14 protein-coding genes are annotated in these 22913 nt (G+C 71.9%); 3 read left to right on the forward strand and 11 right to left on the reverse strand.

The genetic code is table 11. The features are described from left to right. Positions 1–43 precede the first annotated feature (43 nt). From BU52_RS18745 to proB, 3 genes are all read right to left on the reverse strand, one after another. Positions 44–1330, reverse strand: coding sequence for a glutamate-5-semialdehyde dehydrogenase (locus BU52_RS18745; protein ID WP_037935788.1), 1287 nt, complete (start codon positions 1328–1330; stop codon positions 44–46). Positions 1331–1488: 158 nt separating this feature from the next. Further along, positions 1489–1956, reverse strand: coding sequence for a hypothetical protein (locus BU52_RS18750; protein WP_037935840.1), 468 nt, complete (start codon positions 1954–1956; stop codon positions 1489–1491). Positions 1957–2088: 132 nt separating this feature from the next. Further along, complete coding sequence (proB, locus tag BU52_RS18755; RefSeq protein ID WP_078903316.1) at positions 2089–3216, reverse strand: glutamate 5-kinase; 1128 nt, start codon at positions 3214–3216, stop codon at positions 2089–2091. Between the two features lie 235 nt (positions 3217–3451). Here proB and BU52_RS18760 point away from each other — a divergent pair, with 235 nt between their 5' ends. After that, positions 3452–5569 carry a hypothetical protein gene (locus tag BU52_RS18760; protein ID WP_078903317.1) on the forward strand — a complete coding sequence of 706 codons (2118 nt, stop codon included), beginning with the start codon at positions 3452–3454 and terminating at the stop codon, positions 5567–5569. Positions 5570–5576: 7 nt separating this feature from the next. Here BU52_RS18760 and galE read toward each other — a convergent pair whose 3' ends face one another. Next, complete coding sequence (galE, locus tag BU52_RS18765; protein WP_037935845.1) at positions 5577–6545, reverse strand: UDP-glucose 4-epimerase GalE; 969 nt, start codon at positions 6543–6545, stop codon at positions 5577–5579. 337 nt (positions 6546–6882) lie between these two features. On the opposite strand from galE, the gene BU52_RS18770 reads away from it, so the two are divergent. After that, entirely contained in the window at positions 6883–9114 is a 2232-nt protein-coding gene (locus tag BU52_RS18770; protein ID WP_037935792.1) for a bifunctional glycosyltransferase/CDP-glycerol:glycerophosphate glycerophosphotransferase, read from the forward strand. Between the two features lie 25 nt (positions 9115–9139). Next, positions 9140–12703, forward strand: a complete 3564-nt coding sequence (locus tag BU52_RS18775) for a bifunctional glycosyltransferase/CDP-glycerol:glycerophosphate glycerophosphotransferase (RefSeq protein WP_037935793.1) — start codon at positions 9140–9142, stop codon at positions 12701–12703. A gap of 114 nt (positions 12704–12817) precedes the next feature. On the opposite strand, the gene BU52_RS18780 is transcribed toward BU52_RS18775, so the two are convergent. From BU52_RS18780 to BU52_RS18810, 7 genes are all read right to left on the reverse strand, one after another. Then, positions 12818–13948 (reverse strand): glycosyltransferase family 2 protein, encoded by a 1131-nt coding sequence (locus BU52_RS18780; RefSeq protein WP_078903318.1) that lies wholly within the window; start codon positions 13946–13948, stop codon positions 12818–12820. A 244-nt stretch (positions 13949–14192) separates the two neighbouring features. Further along, the gene (obgE, locus tag BU52_RS18785) at positions 14193–15638 is read right to left on the reverse strand and encodes a GTPase ObgE (protein ID WP_037935794.1); all 1446 of its coding nucleotides are present in this window, start codon (positions 15636–15638) and stop codon (positions 14193–14195) included. 138 nt (positions 15639–15776) lie between these two features. Next, a complete protein-coding gene (rpmA, locus tag BU52_RS18790) occupies positions 15777–16031 on the reverse strand; it encodes a 50S ribosomal protein L27 (protein WP_037935795.1) in 255 nt (84 codons plus the stop codon). A 14-nt stretch (positions 16032–16045) separates the two neighbouring features. Continuing rightward, the gene (rplU, locus tag BU52_RS18795) at positions 16046–16366 is read right to left on the reverse strand and encodes a 50S ribosomal protein L21 (RefSeq protein ID WP_004931419.1); all 321 of its coding nucleotides are present in this window, start codon (positions 16364–16366) and stop codon (positions 16046–16048) included. Between the two features lie 194 nt (positions 16367–16560). Next, positions 16561–17622, reverse strand: coding sequence for an iron-containing alcohol dehydrogenase family protein (locus BU52_RS18800; RefSeq protein WP_037935797.1), 1062 nt, complete (start codon positions 17620–17622; stop codon positions 16561–16563). Beyond that, complete coding sequence (locus tag BU52_RS18805; protein WP_037935798.1) at positions 17610–18362, reverse strand: phosphocholine cytidylyltransferase family protein; 753 nt, start codon at positions 18360–18362, stop codon at positions 17610–17612. The genes BU52_RS18800 and BU52_RS18805 overlap by 13 nt, the downstream gene beginning before the upstream one ends. Before the next feature lie 165 nt (positions 18363–18527). Next, positions 18528–22685, reverse strand: coding sequence for an Rne/Rng family ribonuclease (locus BU52_RS18810; protein WP_037935800.1), 4158 nt, complete (start codon positions 22683–22685; stop codon positions 18528–18530). Between the last annotated feature and the right edge of the window lie 228 nt (positions 22686–22913).

Raw genomic sequence — 22913 nt, forward strand, 5'->3', positions numbered from 1 at the left:
TCCGCCGAGACGCGCAGCGCCGCCGCCGTCCGGCGGGCGGGCTTCAGCGCCGTACGTGACCGTCGCCGGTGACGATGTACTTGGTGCTGGTCAGCTCGGGCAGGCCCATCGGTCCCCGGGCGTGCAGCTTCTGCGTCGAGATGCCGATCTCCGCGCCGAAGCCGAACTGGCCGCCGTCGGTGAACCGGGTGGAGGCGTTCACCGCGACCGTGGTGGAGTCCACCAACTGGGTGAAGCGGCGGGCGGCCTGCTGCGAGGTGGTGACGATGGCCTCGGTGTGGCCGGAGGTCCACAGCCGGATGTGCTCGACGGCCCGGTCGAGGGAGTCGACGACGGCGGCGGCGATGTCGTGGGAGAGGTATTCGGTCTCCCAGTCCTCCGTGGTGGCCTCGACGACCGTGGCGCGGGAGTCCTTGGCGTAGGCCATCACGCGCTCGTCGGCGTGCACGGTGACCCCGGCGTCGGCGAGCGCGTCCAGGGCACGGGGCAGGAACTCCGCGGCGATGTCCTGGTGGACCAGGAGGGTCTCGGCGGCGTTGCACACGCCGACCCGCTGGGCCTTGGAGTTGACCAGGATCTCGACGGCCATGTCCACGTCGGCCGCCGCGTCGACGTAGACATGGCAGTTGCCGGTACCGGTCTCGATGACCGGCACGACGGACTCCTGGACGACCGTGTTGATCAGCGAGGCGCCGCCGCGCGGGATGAGCACGTCGACCAGGCCGCGTGCGCGCATCAGCTCGCGCACGCTGTCGCGGCTCTCGCCGGGAACCAGCTGCACGGCGTCGGCCGGCAGCCCGGCACCGTGCACGGCGTCGCGCAGGACGCGCACGAGGGCGGTGTTCGAGCGGTACGCGGAGGAGGAGCCGCGCAGCAGGACGGCGTTGCCCGACTTCAGGCAGAGCGCGGCGGCGTCGACGGTCACGTTCGGCCGGCCCTCGTAGATGATCCCGACCACGCCGAGCGGCACACGGACCTGGCGCAGGTCGATGCCGTTGGGCAGCGTGGAGCCGCGGACCACCTCGCCGACCGGGTCGGGGAGCGCGGCCACGTCCCGCACGTCGGCGGCGATGGCGCGCACCCGCTCCGGGGTGAGGGTGAGCCGGTCGATCATGCCCTCGCCGGTGCCGGCCTCGCGGGCCCTGGCCACGTCCTGGGCGTTGGCCTCGACGATCTCGCTCGCGCGGACCTCCAGCGCGTCGGCGATGGCGAGCAGCGCGTCGTCCTTGGCCGCGCGCGGCAGCGGCGCGAGCACGGCGGCGGCCCCCTTTGCCCGGTAGGCGGCCTGGTTGACCGGGGACATCGAGTCGTACGGCGAGAGCGTGGTCATGAGGGAAGGGTAGTGCGGGCGGCGGTTCCGGTCGGCAGCCATCCCACACCCCGAGACAGACGGGGACGTTTGGCTCCAAAGGGGCGGCCGCCCGGTTCCGCGGCGTGTGACCGCCCGGTCACGGAACGGGCGGTCACGGAACGGGTGGCCACGCCGTCTCAGAACGGGTGGACGCCGATGGGGGTCGCCAGGACGGGTCCGTACCCGGCGGCGACGCGCTGGTGGTAGGTCGGGCGGTCGATGACCTCCAGGCCCACGATCTCCCAGGGCGGCAGGCCCGCGGTCTGCCGGTGCTCCCCCCACAGGCGCAGCGCCACGGCGGCCGCGTCGTGCAGGTCGCGGGCCTCCTCCCAGTAGCGGATCTCCGCGTGGTCGCCGGCGTAGCGGCTGGTGAGCAGGAAGGGGTGGTCATGGGCGAGTTGCTCCAGGGACCGCCTGACCTCCCCGACCGGGGCCGGCGCACCGGAGACGCTGAGGGTGACGTGCCACAGACGCGGAAGGTCCTGGGGCTCGCCGCCCGGGAACGGGTCGCCGGCCGGCACGCTGGTCAGAGCACGCTCGTCGCCGGCCGCACGGGAGCCGGCACCACCACGAGGCGCCGTCGTCCCAGGGCGCGCTCGTCTCACGGCGGCCTCCTTCACACGCGGACCGCCCGGGGGTCGGGCGGGCTTGTCCCTGCGACAAAGTTGAGCAGGCCGCCGGGAATCGCGGGGCACTTTTGCGGAACGTCCACCACCGGGGGCGGACGTTCAGACAGATTACGGATGCAGGACCACCAGATCGTCCCTGTGTACGACCTCGCGTTCGTACTCCGGCCCGAGGTCCCGGGCGAGCTCACGGGTGGAGCGGCCGATCAGGAGGGGGATCTCCTTCGCGTCGAAGTTGACGAGCCCCCGGGCCACCGCCCGCCCCTCGCGGTCCCGCAGCTCCACCGGGTCGCCCGCGCTGAACTCCCCGTCGACGCCGGCGATCCCGGCCGGCAGCAGCGACTTGCGGCCCTGGACGACCGCGCGCACCGCACCGTCGTCCAGGGTGAGCGAGCCCTGCGGGGTGGAGGCGTGCTGGAGCCACAGCAGGCGGTCGGCGGAGCGGCGGCCCGTGGGGTGGAAGTGGGTGCCGGTGTCGCCACCGCCCAGGGCGTCGGCCGCGTGGATCGCGCTGGTCAGCACCACGGGGATGCCGGCGGCGGCGGCGATCCGGGCCGCCTCGACCTTGGTGACCATGCCGCCGGTGCCGACGCCCGCCTTGCCGGCGCTGCCGATCTCGACGTGGGCGAGGTCCTCGGGGCCCCTGACCTCCGCTATGCGCGAGGTGCCGGGCCGGGCGGGGTCGCCGTCGTAGACGCCGTCCACGTCGGACAGCAGCACGAGCAGGTCGGCGCGGACCAGGTGGGCGACGAGAGCGGCGAGCCGGTCGTTGTCGCCGAAGCGGATCTCGTCGGTGGCGACCGTGTCGTTCTCGTTGACGACCGGGAGGGCGCCCATCGCGAGCAGTTTGTCGAGGGTGCGGGAGGCGTTGCGGTGGTGGGCGCGGCGGCTCATGTCGTCGCTGGTCAGCAGCACCTGGCCGACCCGGATGCCGTAGCGGGCGAAGGAGGCGGTGTAACGGGCGACCAGCAGCCCCTGGCCGACGCTGGCGGCGGCCTGCTGACGGGCGAGGTCCCTCGGACGGCGGCGCAGCCCCAGCGGCGCGAGACCGGCGGCGATGGCGCCGGACGAGACGAGAACGACCTCCCGCTCTCCCCCGCTCCGGGTTTTCGCCAGCACGTCGACCAGCGCGTCCACCCGGTCGGCGTCCAGACCTCCCGCCGCGGTGGTCAGCGACGAGGAGCCGACCTTGACGACGATCCGGCGTGCCTCGCCCACGGTCTGCCTCGCGCCTGCCACCTTGCCGCCCGTCCCCTCACGTCGGTCGTTCCACCCGCCAGGCAATCTACGCGAAGTGGATCGAAGGTCGCTCCCCGGTCCAGCCCCCGGGACGGGGCACGGGCCACGTGCCGGAGGAGGGCGGACCGCGGTGGTGGATACGGGCGCCGGGGGCTTGTGGACACGCGCGTGTCGTCCGGAGGCCGGCGGGCGTTAACCCGGGCGCACGCCCCACGACGACCCTGGAGTGCCCGCAGTGCCCGATCCCACGTCCCGCCGGCGGTTCCGGGCGGGAATCCGCCGCCACCGCTCCCCGCTGCCCCGCCTGCCCGGCCGGACCGCTTGCGCCAAGGCGCTGGTGGCGGCCGTCCTGGCCGGTGCCTGCGCGGCGCAGGCCGTCGCGGCCCTGGCGCCGCACGTGCCGCTGCTGCTCGCGGCGACCGCCCTCGCCCTGGTCGTCGAGGGCGGGCTGTACCGCTGGCAGCGGGGCGTGCTGACCGTGTTCGCCAAGGCACACGCGGACATCACCGTGCGCCATGTGCTGCGCGACCTGCTGCTGGTGGTGGGTCTGCTGCGGCTCGGCGAACAGGACCGGGAGACGCGGTACGCGGCGATCGCGGCCGGTCTGCTCGCGTTCTACGCCCTGCACTGCGCGATCCAGGCGGTGTCCGTGCTGGTCCGCCGGACCCGCACGCTGCCCGTGGTGACCCGGAACATCGACGCCTCCGCACTGCGGCTCTCCCCCGCACCGCCCGCGCTGCTGCGCAGGCCCGGTCACCGGCTGCTGGTGTTCGGCCTGCCCGCGACGGCCGGACTGGCGGCGACGGCGGCGACCGGCGGGACCCGCTGGGCGGCGGCCGGTGTCGCGCTGTCGCTGGCGCTGGCCCTGGCCGGCCTCGTCGCCCTGTCGCTGCGGCTGCTGCCCGGGCGGCGCCCGGCGGACGAACAGGAGGTGCTCGACTGGTTCGACGCCTGGCTGGCGGACTACCGGCCGACCGTCGGGCTGTACTTCTCCGGCGGGGTGTCCTCCGCCTACCAGGCCGGCATGTGGCTGGAGCCGCTGGCCGGGCTGGACGCCCGGCCGGTCATCATCCTGCGCGAGCGGTTCATGGTGTCGAAGATCGCGGCGACGGACATCCCGATCGTGTGTCTGCCGAGGGTGCCCACGCTGATGCGGCTCGAGCACTCCACGCTCCAGGTGCTCCTCCACCCCTCCAACTCCGGCAAGACCTCGCAGGTGCTGCGCATCCCCACGATCAAGCACGCCTTCGTCAACCACGGGGAGAGCGACAAGCTGTCGTCGTGCAACCCGTACGCGAAGGCGTACGACGAGGTGTGGGTGGCCGGCCCGGCGGCGCGCGAGCGGTACGCGCTGGCGGAGGTCGGGGTCGAGGACAAGGACGTGGTCGAGATCGGCCGCCCGCAACTGGACGCCGTGCGTCCGTACGCGGGGCCGCCGGCGGGGCGGCGCACGACCGTGCTGTACGCGCCGACCTGGGAGGGCTGGGACGGCAACCCGGGCAACACGTCGGTGATCGCGGCCGGCGAGAACCTGGTGCGGGCACTGCTCGCGGACCCGGGGGTGCGGCTGCTGTACAAGCCGCACCCGCTGACCGGCACGGTGGATCCGCGGGCGGGCGCCGTGGACCGGCGGATCCGGGACCTGATCGAGGCGGCGAACCGCTCCCGCCCGGCGCCGTCGACGGAACTCGCGCGTCTCACCGCACAGTTGAACCGTCTCACCGCGGACGGGTTCCGGCCGGCCGCCGACCAGGCCGAGCGGATGCTCGCCCACTCCGCCCCCGAGCCGGGCCGGGCGGAGGCGGTGGCCCGGGTGACGGCCGCCTGGGAGGAGGCGTACTGGGCCTCGCCGGCGGAGGGGGAGCACCGGGTCGTCGACGACGCCCGCCCCTCGCTCTACTCCTGCTTCAACGTCTCCGACCTGCTGATCAGCGACGTGTCCAGCGTGATCACCGACTTCCTGGCCAGCGGCAAGCCCTACGCGGTGACCAACACCAGCGGCCTGACCGAAGAGGCGTTCCGCGCGGCCTTCCCGACGGTGGCGGCGGCCACGGTCCTGACCCCGGACGCGACCGGCGTACCCGCGTTGCTGGAGTCGGTACGGCACCCGGAGAAGGACCAACTGGCCGATTCCCGCGCCGCGTTGAAGCTCCGCCTGCTGGGACCGGCGGAACCCCCGTCCCAGGACCGCTTCGCAGCCGCGGTGCGGGCGCTGTGCGCGGCGGCCCAGGGACACCGCGGGCGGACGGCGGACAGGCAGGAGGCGGAACTTCCCGGTCAGCGGCGGCAGTACGCCGCCCGCGTCACCGCTCCGACCGCCGGTCCGCCGACCGGGGCGGCGCCACGTAATTAGGGGGTGTCTACCGGCGGTGCCGCCAGCCCCGCCACGCCGAGTCGATCATCTCGTCCAGGCCGTGGCGGGCCGTCCAGCCCAGTTCCTCGCGGATGCGGTCCGCCGAGGCCACCACGCGGGCCGGGTCTCCGGCGCGGCGGGGGGTCACCTCGGGGGCCACGTTCTCGTTGCCGGTGATCTTGAGGATGCGGTCGACCATCTCGCGTACCGAACTGCCCTCGCCGCGGCCGATGTTCAGCGTGAGCGCGGTGCCCTCCGGGGCCTCGTCGAGGCGACGGGCCGCGGCGAGGTGGGCGGAGGCGATGTCCTGGACGTGGATGTAGTCGCGGACACAGGTGCCGTCGGGCGTCGGGTAGTCGTCCCCGAAGATGCGGGGCGACTCACCCGCCTCCAGGCGCTCGAACACCATGGGGACGAGGTTGAACACCCCGGTGTCGGACAGCTCCGGGGACGCGGCGCCGGCGACGTTGAAGTAGCGCAGGGAGGCGCCGCGGATGCCGTACGCGGTGGCAGCCGCCTTGATCAGCCACTCACCGACGAGCTTGGTCTCCCCGTACGGGCTCATCGGCGCGCACGGGGTGTCCTCCGTGACGAGCGCCACGTCGGGCATGCCGTAGACGGCGGCGGAGGACGAGAAGACGATCTTGCCGACGCCGGTGGCGGACATGGCCTCGAGGAGCGTCTGCACACCGGTGACGTTCTCGCGGTAGTAGTGGAGCGGCCGCTCCACCGATTCGCCGACCTGCTTCTTGGCGGCGATGTGCACGACCCCTGTCACAGCATGGTCACGAATTGCCTGCTCCAGCAGGTCACGGTCCACGACGCTGCCGACGACGAGGGGCACTCCGTCCGGAACCCGGTCCGCGCTGCCGGTGGACAGGTCGTCGTAGACGACCACGGACTCGCCGCCGTCGCGCAGGGCACGCACCACGTGCGCGCCGATGTATCCGGCTCCACCGGTGACCAGCCAGCTCATGCTCATGCCTCCAAGGTCGCAGTCACTGCATGCAGAGTGTTCCGCGAGTCGGGGAAAATCGAATCCGGCAGATCACACATAGGGGAGGAACGGCGTGAACTCGGCGCCGCCGCACGGCCCCGGCGTCCGCGCGGCGGGGAACGGGAAGCTCCTGGAATCGGGCGATTGCGCCGCCACCCGGCCGCAGAGGGCGCGGCCACCTCGCCCACGGAAACTTCGCATGAATCCTTTACGCTGATGCGGCGACGCCCTCCAGGTCCATGGATGCCCGGAGCGCGGCCAGGCCCCAAGCCCAAGCCCCAGCGCACGCGGTCAGTTCTCGGAACAGGTTGTAAGGATGCCCAGACTCTCCCTCGTCGTCCCTGTGTACAAGGTGCAGGGCTATCTGCCCGAGTGCCTGGATTCCGTGCTCGGCCAGGACTACACGGACTTCGAGATCATCGCCGTCGACGACTGCTCGCCGGACGGATCGGGCGCCATTCTCGACCAGTACGCGGAGAGAGACCCGCGTATTCATGTGATTCACCTCACCGAGAATGTGGGGCTGGGACGTGCGCGCAACGCGGGACTGGAACGGGCGGAGGGCGATTACGTCCTGTTCCTGGACAGTGACGACACGTTGTCCGACGGTGCGCTGGCGGCGATATCCGACCGCCTCGACGCCACCGGGGACCCCGAGATACTCGTCTACGACTACGCGCGCACCTACTGGGACGGAGAGGTCCGCACCAACCAGCGGGCGGACCTGCTCAGCAGCGAGGGCCCGGACGTCTTCCGCCTCGCCGACCGCCCCGAGCTGCTCGATCTGCTCCAGATCGTCTGGAACAAGGCCTACCGCCGCGACTTCATCTCCCGCACCGGCCTCACCTTCCCGCCGGGGTACTACGAGGACGCCCCCTGGACGTTCTGCTCGCTGATCAGCGCCGAGCGCATCGCCGTACTGGACCGCGTCTGCGTCCTGTACCGGCAGCGCCGTGAGGGCGGCAACATCCTGAAGACGGTCAGCCGCAAGCACTTCGACGTCTTCGACCAGTACGCCCGGGTCTTCGACTTCATCGCCGCGCGCCCGGAACTCGACGAATGGCGCGGGCCGTTGTTCCGCAAGATGGTCGACCACTACCTCACCGTGCTCGAACGTCCCGGCCGGCTGCCGCAGTCGTCCCGCGCCGAGTTCTTCCACCGGGCCTCGGCCGACTACCGCGCGCACCTGCCCGAGGGGTTCCAGCGCCCGGAGGGCGGCCGCGGCCACAAGTACGCGATGCTGCAGCGTGACGCGTACACCGCCCTGACCGGTGCCACCGCGGCCGTGAAGTTCCGGCGGCGGGTCAGGACCCGCGCGGCGGCCGCGGTCAGCCGGTCCAGGCGCAGCGCGATTGGCGTGTACTACCAGTCGCAGCTGCGACTCCCGCTCGACGAGAACCTCGCGCTGTTCTCCGCCTACTGGAGCCGCAGCGTCTCCTGCAACCCCGCGGCCATCGCCGCCGAACTCGCCCGCCTCGCCCCCGGGATACGCCGCGTGTGGGCCGTCCGGGCGGACGCGGTGGACAGGGTGCCCCAGGGCGTGGAGTACGTCCGTGTCGGTTCCCGCGCGTACTGGTCGGCCGTGGCGCGCGCCAAGTACCTCGTCAACAACGTGAACTTCGCGGACGCGGTGGTGAAGCGCGAGGGCCAGGTCCATCTGCAGACGCACCACGGCACCCCGCTGAAGACCATGGGCCTGGACCAGCAGAAGTATCCGGCGTCCACCAACATGAACTTCGCCAAGCTGCTCGAGCGGTGCGACCGCTGGGACTTCAGCCTCAGCTCCAACCGCTTCTCGACCGCCGTGTGGGAGCGCGTGTACCCCTGCTCGTACACGTCCCTGGAGACCGGCTACCCGCGCAACGACCGCCTGGTGAACGCCACGGCCGACGACGTCCGCCGGGCCCGTGCGGCGCTGGGACTGGCCGACGGCACCAGGGCCGTGCTGTACATGCCCACCCACCGGGAGTACCAGCCCGGGTTCACTCCGGCCCTCGACCTGGCGCGCCTCGCCGACGAGCTGGGCCCCGACGTGACGCTGCTGATGCGCGGCCACTACTTCTACGGCAACTCCCCGCACATCGCCGAGCTGCGCCGCAGCGGCCGCATCGTCGACGTGTCGGGGCACGACCGGGTGGAGGAGCTGTACCTGGCCGCGGACGCGCTCGTCACGGACTACTCCTCCGCGATGTTCGACTACGCGGTCCTGGACCGGCCGATCATCATCTACGCCCCCGACTGGGACATCTACTCCGCGGTCCGCGGCACCTACTTCAACCTGCTGGAGGAGCCGCCCGGTGCGGTGGCCACCACGCAGACCGAGCTGATCCGCCTGCTCGGCTCGCGGGAGTACGACGGACCGGACGCGACCGAGCGCCGCGCCGCGTTCCGCCGGCGTTTCTGCGAGTTCGACGACGGGCGCGCAGCCGAGAGGGTGGTCCGGCGCGTCTTCCTCGGCGAGGAGAGCATGCTGCCGTTCGTCCCGTTCACCGAACGATCCCACGCACCGACCCCCGACCAGGCGCTCGAACTGGTCGAGCGGGCCTGACCCCGGAAAGGAGAGCACAAAAGCCATGGCCCCTCGGCTCAGTGTCATCGTCCCCATCTACAACGTCGAGCGCTATCTGCCCGCGTGCCTGGACTCGCTCGCCGCGCAGACCTTCCGGGACATAGAGGTCCTGATGGTCGACGACGGCTCCCCCGACGGCTCCGCCGCCATAGCCGAGGCGTACGCGAACCGCGACGAGCGGTTCAAGCTCATCCGCAAGGAGAACGCCGGCCTCGGCGCGGCCCGCAACACCGGCATCCAGCACCTGTCGGACGCGTCGGAGTACCTGACCTTCGTCGACAGTGACGACCTCATCCCGCCGGACGCCTACCGGCAGATGCTGGCCAGCCTGGACGAGTCCGGCTCGGACTTCGCCACGGGCAACGTCTTCCACCTCAAGGGCGAGAAGACGTGGCAGGTGCCCCTGCTGAAGATGCTCGCCGGTGAGGCCCGCAGGCGTACCCACATATCCAGGAACCCGAAGCTCATCGCCGACCGCATCGCCTGCAACAAGATCTTCCGGCGGAGCTTCTGGGAGAAGGAGGGCTTCGTCTTCCCGGAGGGGATCCTGCACGAGGACATCCCCGTGGTGCTGCCCGCCCACTACCGGGCGGAGGCCGTCGACATCATCGGTGAGCCGACCTACTTCTGGCGGCTGCGCGAGGGCGAGTCGGCTCCCTCGATCACCCAGCGTCGCAAGGAGCCGCAGGCCGTCCGCGACCGCGTCACCGCGGTGAGCATGGTCAGCGACTACCTCGCCCAGCAGGCCGGCCCGGAGTTCGCCGAGTACAAGCGCCAGTACGACGACCGGGTGCTCCGCGACGACCTGCGGCTGTTCATGCGCGTGCTGCCGGACGCCACGGCGGAGTTCCACGAGGCGTTCCTGGAAGCCACCAACCGCTACCTCGACATGGTGGACCCCAAGATCGTCATGGGTCTGCCGACGGATCTGCGGGTGCAGTGGCTCCTGGTCCGCAAGCACGCCATGCCCGAGCTGATCGCACTGCTGGCCTCGCAGCGCCGCAAGGAGCCGGTGGAGGTCTCCGGGACCTTCCGCAAGTACGCGAGCTTCCGCACACTCGACGAGAGCGGCTTCGACCTGCCGAAGTCGGCCCTGCGCATCGACGGCGACCTCAACCTCCGCGCACCGCTGCGTTCGGTCACCTGGCAGGACGGCAAGCTGGTGCTTTCCGGTGACGCCTACATCGACAAGATCGACGTGTCGACCAAGCGGAGCAGCGTCAAGATCGTCCAGCTCAAGCGGCACGGTTCCCGCCGGCGCGTCTTCCTGCCGGCCAGGAACGTCCACCGCCCGGAGTGCACCACCGATTCCGGCCAGCAGCGGTACAACTACGACTGGGCCGGCTGGGAACTCGCCCTCGACCCCGCGAAGCTGCGCAAGGGCGGCACGTGGCAGGAGGGCCTCTGGCACGTCGGCATCAACGTCTACGCCTCCGGACTGGTGCGGCGCAGCGGCATCTGGGCCCGTGGCGGCTCGGCGGCGAACTTCCCGCCGTACCAGTGGCTCGACGACGACTACCGGCTGCTGCCGAGCGTCGAGCGCAGCGCGCTGAAGCTGCGCGTCGAGAAGGTCCGCGCCCTGATCACCGACCGCCGGCTGGACGGCGACGCGGTGGAGGTCAGCGGTGACATCCGCGAGCCGCTGAAGACCGGCGAGACCGTGACGTTCCGCCTGAGCCACAACAAGAGCGGCGAGGTGCGCACCTACCCCGTCGAGGTGGTGCGGCAGGGCGGCGGCACGACGTTCCGTACCCGGGTCCCGCTCGAGGACGTGGCCCTGCTGAGCACCAGCACGGTCGACGACCAGGCGCAGCCGGACCGCCGCCGGTGGAGCACGGTCCTGGTGGCCACCGCCCCGGACGGCACGGAGCGCCAGTTCAGCAGTGTGGTACGGGAAGGGCTGGAGGACCTGTCCTTCGGCCTCCCGGCCTCCTTCGGTGAGGCGGGTGCCCACCGGGAGATCTCCGTGTCGTCCGGTCACAACGGCTATCTGAAGATCACCGGCCGGACGCGCCGCGCCGTGATCTCGGGGATCGGCCTGGAGAACGGACAGCTCGTGGTGCGCGGCCACGGCAGCCGGGAACTGCTGGGCTCCGACCTGGTCCTCAAGGCGACCAACCGCTTCGACGAGCGCACGGCGACCGTCAACTGGTCCGAGGAGGGCACGTTCACCGTGGCCTTCGACCCGTCGGTGATGGGCGGTTCCGGTCAGGTGCCGCTGAAGGCGGGCCGCTGGAACCTGCTGCTGCGCTCCTCGAACCCGGACGTCCCGGACGCCCAGTTCGTCATCGACCGGCTCGCGCTGCCGCAGTTCCCGCTCCACAGCGAGCTGGGCGGCCGCCGCTACTGGTTCGAGAACCGCTGGAGCGACTACCCCCAGCTCAACTGCCGGTCCGAGCTCGGAGAACTGGAGCGCGGCCCGTACCGGCAGCTCCAGATGCGCCGCGAGGTGTATGCGACGGGCCGCCGGGAGCCGCTGCGCGACCAGGTGTTCTTCCTCAGCTACAACGGCAAGCAGTACTCCGACAGCCCGCGGGCGATGCACGAGGAACTGCTGCGCCGCGGCAGCGACATGAAGTTCCTGTGGGCCGTGCGCGACGGCCAGGTGGTGCTGCCGCCGACCGCGGAGAAGGTCCGCATGTGGGGCCGCGAGTGGTTCGAGGCGCTGGCCACCTCCCGGTACATCGTCACCAACGGGCACCTGCCCGAATGGGTGGAGCGCCGGCCCGGTCAGGTCATCGTGCAGACCTGGCACGGCACGATGCTGAAGAAGATCGGCCACGACATCGAGACGCTGTACTTCGACCGCGAGTACCAGAACCGTCTGGCGCTCGAGGCCAAGAACTGGAGTCTGCTCGTCTCCTCGAACCGGTTCTCCACGCCGATCCTCAAGCGGGCCTTCTCGTACGACGGAGAGATCTTCGAGGCCGGGTACCCGCGCAACGACTACCTGTACTCGCCCGACCGCGACAAGATCGCGGAGAAGGTGCGGCAGACGCTCGGGATCCCGAGCGGGAAGAAGGTCGTGCTGTACGCGCCGACCTGGCGGGACGACCAGTCGCACAGCGCCGGGCAGTACCTGTTCGATCTGCGGATCGACCTCGAGGACGCCCGTCGCCGCCTGGGTGAGGACCACGTGCTGCTGATCCGGCGCCACTCCAACGTCGTCGACGCCGTGCCCGGGGCCGGCAACGGCTTCGTGTGGGACGCCTCGGAGTACCCGGACATCGCCGACCTGTACCTGGCGGCGGACATGATGATCACGGACTACTCGTCCGTGATGTTCGACTACGCCCATCTGAAGCGGCCCATGCTGTTCTTCACGTACGACCTGGAGCACTACCGGGACACGCTGCGCGGCTTCTACTTCGACTTCGAGAAGGACTCACCCGGTCCGCTGATCGCCACCTCCGAGGAGCTGGTCACCGCGATCCGCGACATCGACAAGGTGTCCGCCGAGTACGAGGAGCGCTTCGCACGGTTCCACCACCTGTTCTGCGATCTGGACGACGGCCACGCCTCCAAGCGGGTCGTGGACCGGATGATCGAGCAGGCCAAGGAGATCTGAGCGGGGTGCGCCGCCCGGGGACCGGCGGTTCCCGGGCGGCACACAGGGCGACGGCCGGGCGGACACGCCCGGCCGTCGCCCTTTTCCCCGCCCGTCTCCCGGGTCCCGCCCGGGTCAGCGCCCTGCCCTGCGGGCCGGACGCGCCCGGTCGGCCAGCGCGGCGGTCAGGGCGCGGATCCGGCGCCGCAGACGCCTGCGCGGACGGGGCGCCGGCCCGGGGGGCGTGTTCTCCGGTACGGGCTCGGTCCGCGGCCGGGGCACCAGTGCGCACAGCCCGGTGAGTTCCTCCACCAGCCCCTCGGTCAGCAGCAGGCAGCGCAGCCGGGAGAGCGCCGGGAGTTCGGCCACAAGTTCCCGGGGCATGTACTCGCGCAGCAGCTGCCCGGCGAGCTCCACGTGCCGCACGCGGGTCTCCTCCGGCAACGCGGCGAAGGGCTCCTTGAAACGGCCGAGTATCTCCAGCGTGAGCCAGCGGTACAGCAGGCTGTTGCGGCGGCTGCCGGGCGGGACGTGTGCCACCACCACGTCCAGTACGTCGCGCACATTGGCGTAGAAGGGGCCGGGTTCGGGGACTTCCAGCGTCAGGTGCGCGAAGCCGTCCCGGTGGACCAGGTGGTAGCAGTCGTAGTCCGCGACGACGGAGATCGACCGGGCGTGCAGATAGGCCGGGACGACGAACATCTGCTCCTCGGCCAGCCTGACGCCCTCGGCGAAGCGCAGCCGGTGCTCCGTGACGAGGGAGCGCCGGAACAGCTTGTGCGCGGTCAGGGTCCACACGGCCTTGCAGGAGAAGACGTCCCCGCCCTCGACGTTCTTGCGGAACGGTGTGACCGGGGCCTTGCGGCCCACCCCCCGGATGCGTCCGAGGACCACGTCCGAGTCGTTGCGCCGGGCGGCCTCCACCATCCGCTCCAGCGCCTCGGTGCCGAGGTAGTCGTCGGGGTCCGCGAAGAACAGGAACTCACCGGTGGCCATGTCGATGCCCCGGTTGCGGGGGCCGCCCGGGGCGCCGGAGTTCTTCTCGAGCCGTACGACTCTGACCCGGCCGGGGTGACGTGCGGCCCAGGCGTCGAGTAACGCTCCGCTGCCGTCCGTGGAGGCGTCGTCCACGGCGACGATCTCGACGTTCCCGAATCCTAAGGACTGGTCCGCGACGGACCGCAGGCATTCCTCGAGGTGGTCACTCGCGTTGTAGACCGGTATGACCACCGAGACGGTGGGCCCGTGTCCGGGCTCGATGTCCATGCGTCCCCCATGAGCGGCGTTGCTACGCCCGCCGAGGTCCGGCACTCGTCGGGGCGCGGGTCTCGTCGGTACATGTCACGGTAGCTCCCGATGTCACCCGTACCATGTCGGGAACCCGTCAGCCGGAGCAAGGTCTTGTAACAACTGATGTTCCATCAACTCACTTGAGAGTAAAGCGAAATGGCGGTGCCCCGGGCGGCACGTGGCTCGGCCCGGGGCACCGCCTGTGAAGGCGTCCGCCGGTCTAGAACGGCTCGAAGTCGTCGTACTCGCGCTCGGACTCGTCCCGCTCGGCCTGGCGGTCGCGCCGCCGCTGCGCGGCCGGACGGGGCGCCTCGAAGCGGTGGTCCTCACCTCGGCGGCCGAGCATCTCCGCACCGGCGGTGACGGTCGGCTCCCAGTCGAAGACGACCGCGTTCTCCTCGGGGCCGATGGCCACGCCGTCGCCGGAGCGGGCGCCGGCCTTCATCAGCTCCCCCTCGACACCGAGGCGGTTGAGCCGGTCGGCGAGGTAACCGACGGCCTCGTCGTTGTTGAAGTCGGTCTGGCGGACCCAGCGTTCGGGCTTCTCGCCGCGCACCCGGAACAGCGGCTCCCCGCCGGTCTCCTCGCGGGTGACGGTGAAGCCGGCGTCGTCCACGGCCTTGGGCCGGATGACGATCCGGGTCGCCTCCTCCTTCGGCTTGGCCGCGCGCGCCGCGGCCACCAGTTCGGCCAGGGCGAAGGACAGCTCCCGCAGCCCGGTGTGGGCGACGGCCGACACCTCGAAGACGCGGTAGCCGCGCGCCTCGAGGTCCGGCCGCACCATCTCGGCGAGGTCCAAGCCGTCCGGCACGTCGATCTTGTTGAGGACGACGATCCGCGGCCGGTTGTCGAGACCGCCGTACTGCCGCAGCTCCTCCTCGATGATGTCGAGGTCGGAGACGGGATCGCGGTCGGACTCCAGGGTGGCGGTGTCCAGCACGTGCACCAGCACGCTGCACCGCTCGACGTGGCGCAGGAACTCCAGGCCCAGCCCCCTGCCCTGGCTGGCCCCCGGGATCAGTCCCGGCACGTCGGCGATGGTGTAGACGGTCGAACCGGCGGTCACGACACCGAGGTTGGGCACGAGCGTGGTGAAGGGGTAGTCGGCGATCTTCGGCTTCGCGGCGCTGAGCACGGAGATCAGGGACGACTTCCCGGCGCTCGGATACCCCACGAGCGCCACGTCCGCGACGGTCTTGAGCTCCAGCACGATGTCCTGGAGGTCCCCCGGCACGCCGAGGAGCGCGAATCCGGGCGCCTTGCGCCGCGCGGAGGCGAGGGCGGCGTTCCCGAGTCCGCCGCGTCCGCCCTGGGCGGCGACGTACGAGGTGCCGTGGCCGACGAGGTCGGCCAGCACGTTGCCCGCCCTGTCGAGCACCACGGTGCCGTCCGGCACGGGGAGGACCAGGTCCTGCCCGTCCTTGCCGGACCGGTTCCCGCCCTCGCCCGGCTTGCCGTTGGTGGCCTTGCGGTGCGGCGAGTGGTGGTAGTCGAGCAGGGTGGTCACGGACTGGTCGACGGTGAGGATGACATCGCCGCCGCGTCCGCCGTTCCCGCCGTCGGGCCCGCCGAGCGGCTTGAACTTCTCGCGATGGACGGAGGCACAGCCGTGACCTCCGTTACCCGCGGCGACATGCAGCTCGACGCGGTCCACGAAGGTGGTCATGAGGGGTGCCTCCAGAGACGATGGGTCGTACGCGCGTACGTACGTCGGTGCTTCTTGGGTAACACGCGAAAGGCGGACCCGCCTTCCCGACCGGGAAGTGAGGTCCGCCTCGCGAAACGTACGGTCGAAAGGCCTGGATCAGGCGACCGGAACGATGTTCACGACCTTGCGGCCACGGTTGGTGCCGAACTGCACCGAACCGGCCTGCAGCGCGAACAGGGTGTCGTCGCCGCCACGGCCGACGCCGGCGCCCGGGTGGAAGTGGGTGCCGCGCTGGCGGACCAGGATCTCGCCCGCGTTGACGACCTGACCGCCGAAGCGCTTGACGCCGAGGCGCTGAGCGTTGGAGTCACGACCGTTGCGGGTGGACGATGCGCCCTTCTTGTGTGCCATCTCTCCTCAGTCCCTTACTTCGCAGCCGCGGGGATCTCAGTGACCTTGATCGCCGTGTACTGCTGGCGGTGGCCCTGACGACGGCGGTAGCCGGTCTTGTTCTTGTAGCGCAGAATGTCGATCTTCTGGCCCTTGTGGTGGTCCACGACCTCGGCCTGGACCTTGATGCCGGCCAGGACCCACGGGTCGCTGGTCACGGCGTCGCCGTCGACCACGAGCAGGGTCGAGAGCTCGACCGTGTCGCCGACCTTGGCGGTGGAAATCTTGTCAACCTCGACGATGTCGCCGACAGCAACCTTGTGCTGGCGACCACCGCTGCGCACGATGGCGTACACGCGGATCTCACTCTCTCACTCGAAGAACGGCACCCCCGCAGGCCAGCCGCCCACGTACACACGCGGACGACCTCTCCCGGTCGCGGCCCGCGTCCGGGAGGATGAGGTTTACGGGGATGTGGCGGTCCAGATGGACACGCCGACGGTCAAGGTTACGGGGCCCGGCCCACGGGGGTCAAACCGGACCCCCTTCCTCAGGCCGTGACCGACGCGACGTAGTCCGTGTAGGCGTCCTTGATCCGCTCCGGCGTCAGGTCCAGGTGCTCCAGGATCGTGTACCGGCCCGGACGGGTCTCCGGGGCGAACTCCACGGCGCGGACGAACTCCTCGTCGCTGAAGCCGATCTCCCGCGCCACGACCGGGAGGCCGTGCCGGCGCAGCGCGTCGGCCATGATCCGGGAGCTTTCCGGATCGCCCCGCAGATGCATGGCGAACGCCGCACCGATCCCTACCTGCTCGCCGTGGCTGGCGGCACGCTTGGGGTACAGCAGGTCGATCGCGTGGCTGATCTCGTGGCAGGCCCCCGAGGAGGGCCGGGTGTGGCCCGCGATCGACATGGCGATGCCCGACAGCACCAGGCCCTCGGACAGCACGGTCAGGAACCCGTCGTCGCCGCAGCCCCCGGGGTGGCGCAGCACGGCCTCGCCGGCCTGCCGCGCCATCGCCGCCGCGAGGCCGTCGACCTTCTCGCCATTGACACGGTGGGACAGCTCCCAGTCCGCGACGGCGGAGATGTTCGACAACGCGTCCCCGATGCCCGAGCGCACGAAGCGGATCGGCGCCTCGCGTATCACCGCGAGGTCGATGAGCAGCGCGATGGGCATGGGCACGCCGTACGAGCCGCGGCCCGCGTCGTTGTCCAGGATGGAAACGGGCGAGCAGATGCCGTCGTGGGAGAGGTTGGTGGCCACGGCGACCATGGGCAGCCCGATGCGTGCCGCGGAGTACTTCGCGCAGTCGATGACCTTGCCGCCGCCGAGCCCGACGACCGCGTCGTAGCGGCCGGACTTCATCCCGTCGGCGAGCCGGACCGCGTCGTCGATGGTGCCCCCGCCGACCTCGAACCAGTCGGCCCCCGGCAGGGTCGGCGACAGCCGTTCGCGCAGCCGGGCTCCCGATCCGCCGCTGACGGCGATGGCGAGGCGGCCCGACTGCGAGATCCGCTGGTCCGCGAGGACGCTCGCCAGGTCGTCGAGGGCACCCGGGCGGATGTCCACGACCACCGGCGAGGGGATGAGCCGGGTCAGTACTGGCACGCGATCTCCCGCCCGCGCGCGAGGTCGTCGTGGTTGTCGATCTCGACCCACGCGACGTCACCGATCGGTGCCACGTCGATCCGGAAGCCGCGGTTCACCAGCTCCTGGTAGCCGTCCTCGTAGTACAGCTGCGGGTTCCGCTCGAAGGTCGCCTTCAGCGCGTCGGCCAGCTCCCCGGCCGCCCCGCCCTCGATGAGCGTGACCCCGATGTACTCACCGCTCGCCTCGGCCGGCTCCATCAGCTTGGTGATCCGCGTCATCCCCTTGTCCGGGTCGACGACGACCTTCATCTCCTCGTCGGCGAGCTTCTTCACCGTGTCCAGCGCGAGGATGATCCTCCTGCCGTCGCCGCGCGCGGCCAGGAGCGTCCTCTCCACCGACACCGGGTGCACGGTGTCGCCGTTGGCGAGGATCACCCCGTCCTTCAGGGCGTCACGGCCGCACCACAGCGAGTAGGCGTTGTTCCACTCCTCGGCCTTGTCGTTGTCGATGAGCGTGAGCTTCAGGCCGTACTTCCGCTCCAGGGCCGCCCTGCGCTCGTACACGGCCTCCTTGCGGTACCCGACGATGATCCCGGCCTCGGTCAGCCCGACCTCGGCGAAGTTGGCGAGGGTCAGGTCCAGGACCGTCACCCCGTCCGGGTCGCCCTCCGCGCCCACCGGCACCAGCGCCTTGGGAAGCGTATCGGTGTAGGGGCGCAGACGGCGTCCGGCGCCGGCCGCAAGCACGAGGCCTATCATCGCGGGTTTCTCCTTACGTTCCCCGGGTCCGACCGAGTCGGGGAGGTGGTGTCATCTCGGCGGCAGAACTGTGTGACGGGCGCGTCCGCACGCGGTGGGCGCGGCCCCTGGGAAAGGGTGTGGTCCTGTCCACGGGGGACAGGACCACACAGCGTAGACGTCCGCTCAGCCCTCGTCGGTCACGGCCGTGACCGAGGACGGCGACTGCTGGTCCGCGGCCACGGTCTTCTTCGACGCCGCCTTCTTGGCCGTCGTCTTGGCGGCGGCCGCCTTGGTGGTCTTCGCCGCCTTCTTGGCCGTCGTCTTCTTGGCGGCGGTCTTCTTGGCCGTCGTCGTCTTCTTGGTGGCGGCCTTCTTCGCCGTGGCCTTCTTGGCCGCCTTGCGGGCGGTCTTCTTGGCCGGAGCGGCTTCACCCTCGCCGACGGGCTCCCCGGACTCCTCCGCGGGCTCCGCGGACGGCCTCGGCTCCTCGGCGGGGGCCGACGGGACGACCACGACGGCCGTGTCCTCGGACGCGGTGGACGTGCTCGGCTTGCGCACCGCGCGGCGGCGCGGGCGGGCCGGGGCCTCGGGCTCCGCCGGGGCCGCCGCCTCCGCCGGGGCGGCTGTCCCGGCGGGGGCCTCCTCGGCCTTCGGCGTCTCCTCCGTCCTCGCGGTCTCCGCGACCGTCACCACCGCGGCCTCCGCTCCCGCCGGGGAACCGGCCGGCGCGGACACCTTGCGCGTGGCGCGGCGACGCGTGCGGCCCTTGGGGGCGGCCTCCTCGGCGGCCGGCTCCGGGACCACCGCGTCCTCCACGGCGGCGGGCTCGGCCAGCGCCTCGGCGGCCGTCTCCGGCTGCACCGGACGCGCGGCCTCCTCGGCGGCCGTGACGTCCTGCGCCGTCGGGGCCTCCGTCTCGGCGGCATCCCCGGCCCGCGCGGGCTCCTCGGCCCTCTGCCGGTCGGCCTTGGCGGCCTCCCGCTTCGGGGCGCCCGCGGGAGCGGACACCCGCCGGCTCGCCCGGCGCCGCGTACGCCCGCGGGTGGCCGCGGCCTCCGCCTCGGCGGCGCTGCTGTACAGCTCCTCGTCCGGAGTGAACTCCGGGGCCGGAAGCGCGGCCGGCTCGGCGGCCTCGGCGGCGACCTCGGCCACCGACTCCGCCTCCGCCTCCTGCTCGGCCGTCTCGACGCCCTCGGCCGCCTCGTGCTCGTGCGGCTGCTCCGCCGCGCCGGCCCGCGCCCGCTTCCTGCGCTTGCCGCCACCGCCGGCGGCGGCCGGCTGGTCCAGGTGCACGATGACGCCGCGCCCGTTGCAGTGGACGCAGGTCTCCGAGAACGACTCCAGCAGGCCCTGGCCGACCCGCTTGCGGGTCATCTGCACCAGGCCGAGCGACGTGACCTCGGCGACCTGGTGCTTCGTACGGTCGCGGCCCAGGCACTCGAGCAGGCGCCGCAGCACCAGGTCCCGGTTGGACTCCAGCACCATGTCGATGAAGTCGATGACGATGATGCCGCCGAGGTCGCGCAGCCGCAGCTGACGCACGATCTCCTCGGCCGCCTCCAGGTTGTTCCTGGTGACCGTCTCCTCGAGGTTGCCGCCCTGACCGGTGAACTTGCCGGTGTTGACGTCGACGACCACCATCGCCTCGGTCCGGTCGATCACCAGCGAACCGCCGCTCGGCAGCCAGACCTTGCGGTCCAGCGCCTTGGCGAGCTGCTCGTCGATCCGGTACGTGGCGAAGACGTCGGTCTCGCTGGTCCACTTGGACAGCCGGCCGGCCAGGTCCGGCGCCACGTGGGAAACGTACCCGTGGATGGTCTCCCAGGCGTCGTCACCGCTGACGACGACCTTGGAGAAGTCCTCGTTGAAGATGTCCCGCACGACCCGGACGGTCATGTCCGGCTCGCCGTACAGCAGCGTCGGCGCGCTGCCGCCGTTCTTGGACTTCTTCTTGATCTCCTCCCACTGCGCCTGGAGCCGTTCGACGTCGCGGCGCAGCTCGTCCTCGCTCGCTCCCTCGGCGGCGGTGCGCACGATGACGCCCGCGTCCTCGGGGACGATCTTCTTGAGGATGGTCTTCAGCCGGGCCCGCTCGGTGTCGGGCAGCTTGCGGCTGATGCCGGTCATCGAGCCCTCGGGGACGTACACGAGGTAGCGGCCCGGGAGGGAGACCTGGCTGGTGAGGCGGGCGCCCTTGTGGCCGATCGGGTCCTTGGTCACCTGGACCAGGACCGGCTGGCCGGACTTCAGCGCGGACTCGATGCGGCGCGGGCCGCCCGACATGCCGAGCGCCTCGAAGTTCACCTCACCGGCGTAGAGCACGGCGTTGCGGCCCTTGCCGATGTCGATGAAGGCGGCCTCCATCGACGGCAGCACGTTCTGCACCTTGCCGAGGTAGACGTTGCCGACGTACGAGGTGGCCTGCTCCTTGTTGACGTAGTGCTCGACGAGCACCCCGTCCTCCAGGACGCCGATCTGCGTACGGTCGCCGTACTGACGCACCACCATCACGCGCTCGACGGCCTCACGGCGGGCCAGGAACTCGGCCTCGGTGATGATCGGCACACGGCGGCGGCCCTGCTCGCGGCCCTCGCGGCGGCGCTGCTTCTTGGCCTCCAGACGCGTGGAGCCCTTGATGGACTGCACCTCGTCCGACGGCTCGGCGGCCTTGCGCGGCTCACGCACCTTGACGACGGTGCGCTCGGGGTCGTCGGTGGTGGGCTCGCCCTCGCCACCGCTGTCACCGGCCCGGCGACGGCGCCGACGACGGCGCCGGCTGCTGCTGGAACCGCCGGAGTCCTCGCGGTCCTCGGCGTCCTCCTCCGCCTGCTCGGCGGTGTCCTCGGCGTCCTGGGCGGCCTGCTCGGCGGCGACCTGCTCGGTGTCGGCGTCCTCGTCCCCGGACTCGCCGCCCTCACCGTCGGAGTCGGCGTTCTCACCACGCCGGCGGCGACGGCCACCGCGGCGACGGCGGCGGCGCGAACCGGCGGACTCGTCCTCGGCGTCGGCGTCGGCGTCGGCCTGTTCCTCGGCCTCCTCCGCCTCGTCCTCGGCGGCGGCCTCGGCGGCCGGCGCGGCGGCCTCGGTCTCGTCACCCGCGCCCCGGCGACGACGCCGGCGGCGGGAGGCGGCGGGCTGCTCCTCCTGGAACTCTTCGGTCTCCTCCTCCGGCTCCACCGGTTCGGCGACCTCGGCCGCCGCCTCGGCGGCGGCCCGCTCCGGGGTCTGGAAGCGGGGCTCGGTGAACACCGGCGGCTGGAAGACGGCGACGGCCGGGCGCGCGGGGCGGCGCGGCGAGCCCTCCGTCTCCTCGGTCGCGGCGGCCCGTGCCGTACGCGCGGGCTCGGCGAACCCGGCGGCCGCCTTGCGCACGACGCGGCGGCGGCGGCGCGGGGCGGCCTCCTCGGCGGGGGCCTGCCCGGCCTCGGCGGCGGGCGCCTCGACGGGGGTCTCCGTCTGCTTCTCGTTCTGCTTCTCGTTCTCGGTCACCGGGGCCTCCTCGGCGGTCGGGGCGGCCTGCGCGGTCTCCCCCGCGTCTCCCTCCGCCGTCCCGGCGGTCTCCGGCGTACCGGCGGGAGCCGATGCACGTCGCGAGGCGCGGCGACGGGTGCGGCGAGGAGCGGCGTCTTCGGTGATCTCCGGGGTTTCGGTGGCCTCGGTGGCTTCGGGGATTTCGGGGGCCTCAAGGGCTTCGGCGGCCGCGGGGGCCTCGGCCGGCTCCGTGGGTGAGGTCACCGTGCGCGTCGCGCGGCGACGGGTGCGGCGCGGGGCCGCGTCCTCGGTGGCCTCGTCGGCCTGGACGGCTGCCGCGGCCACGGGGACCTCAGGAGCCTCGGACGCGGCTTCGGCCGCCTCGGTGGTCACGGCCGCCTCGGTGGTCTCCGTCGGCGAGGTCACGCTGCGCGTCGCGCGACGGCGGGTGCGCCGGGGAGCGGCGTCCTCGGAGGAGTCGGCGCCGGCCGGCTCGGAAGCCGGGGTGGTCCCGGACACGGCCGGAGCCGCCGGTACGACGGTCTCGGCGGCCTCAGCGGACGCGGGCGCACCGGCGGGCGCGGCCGCGCGGCGCACCGCGCGGCGACGCCGGGGCGCGGGGGCCTCGGTCTCCGTCTTCGCCGCGGCGCTCTCCTCGTCCTGCGCGGGAGCGGCGGGCTCGGACGCCTGCGGGGTGTCGGCGGTCTCCGCGGCCGGTATGGCCGGCGCGACGGTCTCGGCCGTCGTCCCGGCCGTGGCGGCGGGCGGGCCCGCCGGGCGGGATGCGGCACGGCGCCGCCGCCTCGGCGGCAGGGTGTCGCTCGGGGTGTTCGGTTCGGAGCCCTCGGTGGGCTCGATCGGTTCGAGCATGCGGGCGTTTCTCCCGTCAGGCTCCCGGGCGCCGCACCTGGTCCGGCGATGCCGGTGACGTCCGCGGCTCGCGCGGTGCGCGGTTACCGCCGTCCGGGGCGCGGGCGCCGCACGGGAGCTCTCTGTGTCCTGTCTCACCGGTTCCGTACGCCGAATGCGTACGGCCTGGCGAAAGTCTTCTGGTCGGTGCGCTGCCCGACCCAGGTGGCTCCCGAGTTCCTGGGCGGC

It is taken from the genome of Streptomyces toyocaensis (genome assembly GCF_000725125.1).
In the GTDB taxonomy this organism is placed as follows: Bacteria; Actinomycetota; Actinomycetes; order Streptomycetales; family Streptomycetaceae; genus Streptomyces; species Streptomyces toyocaensis.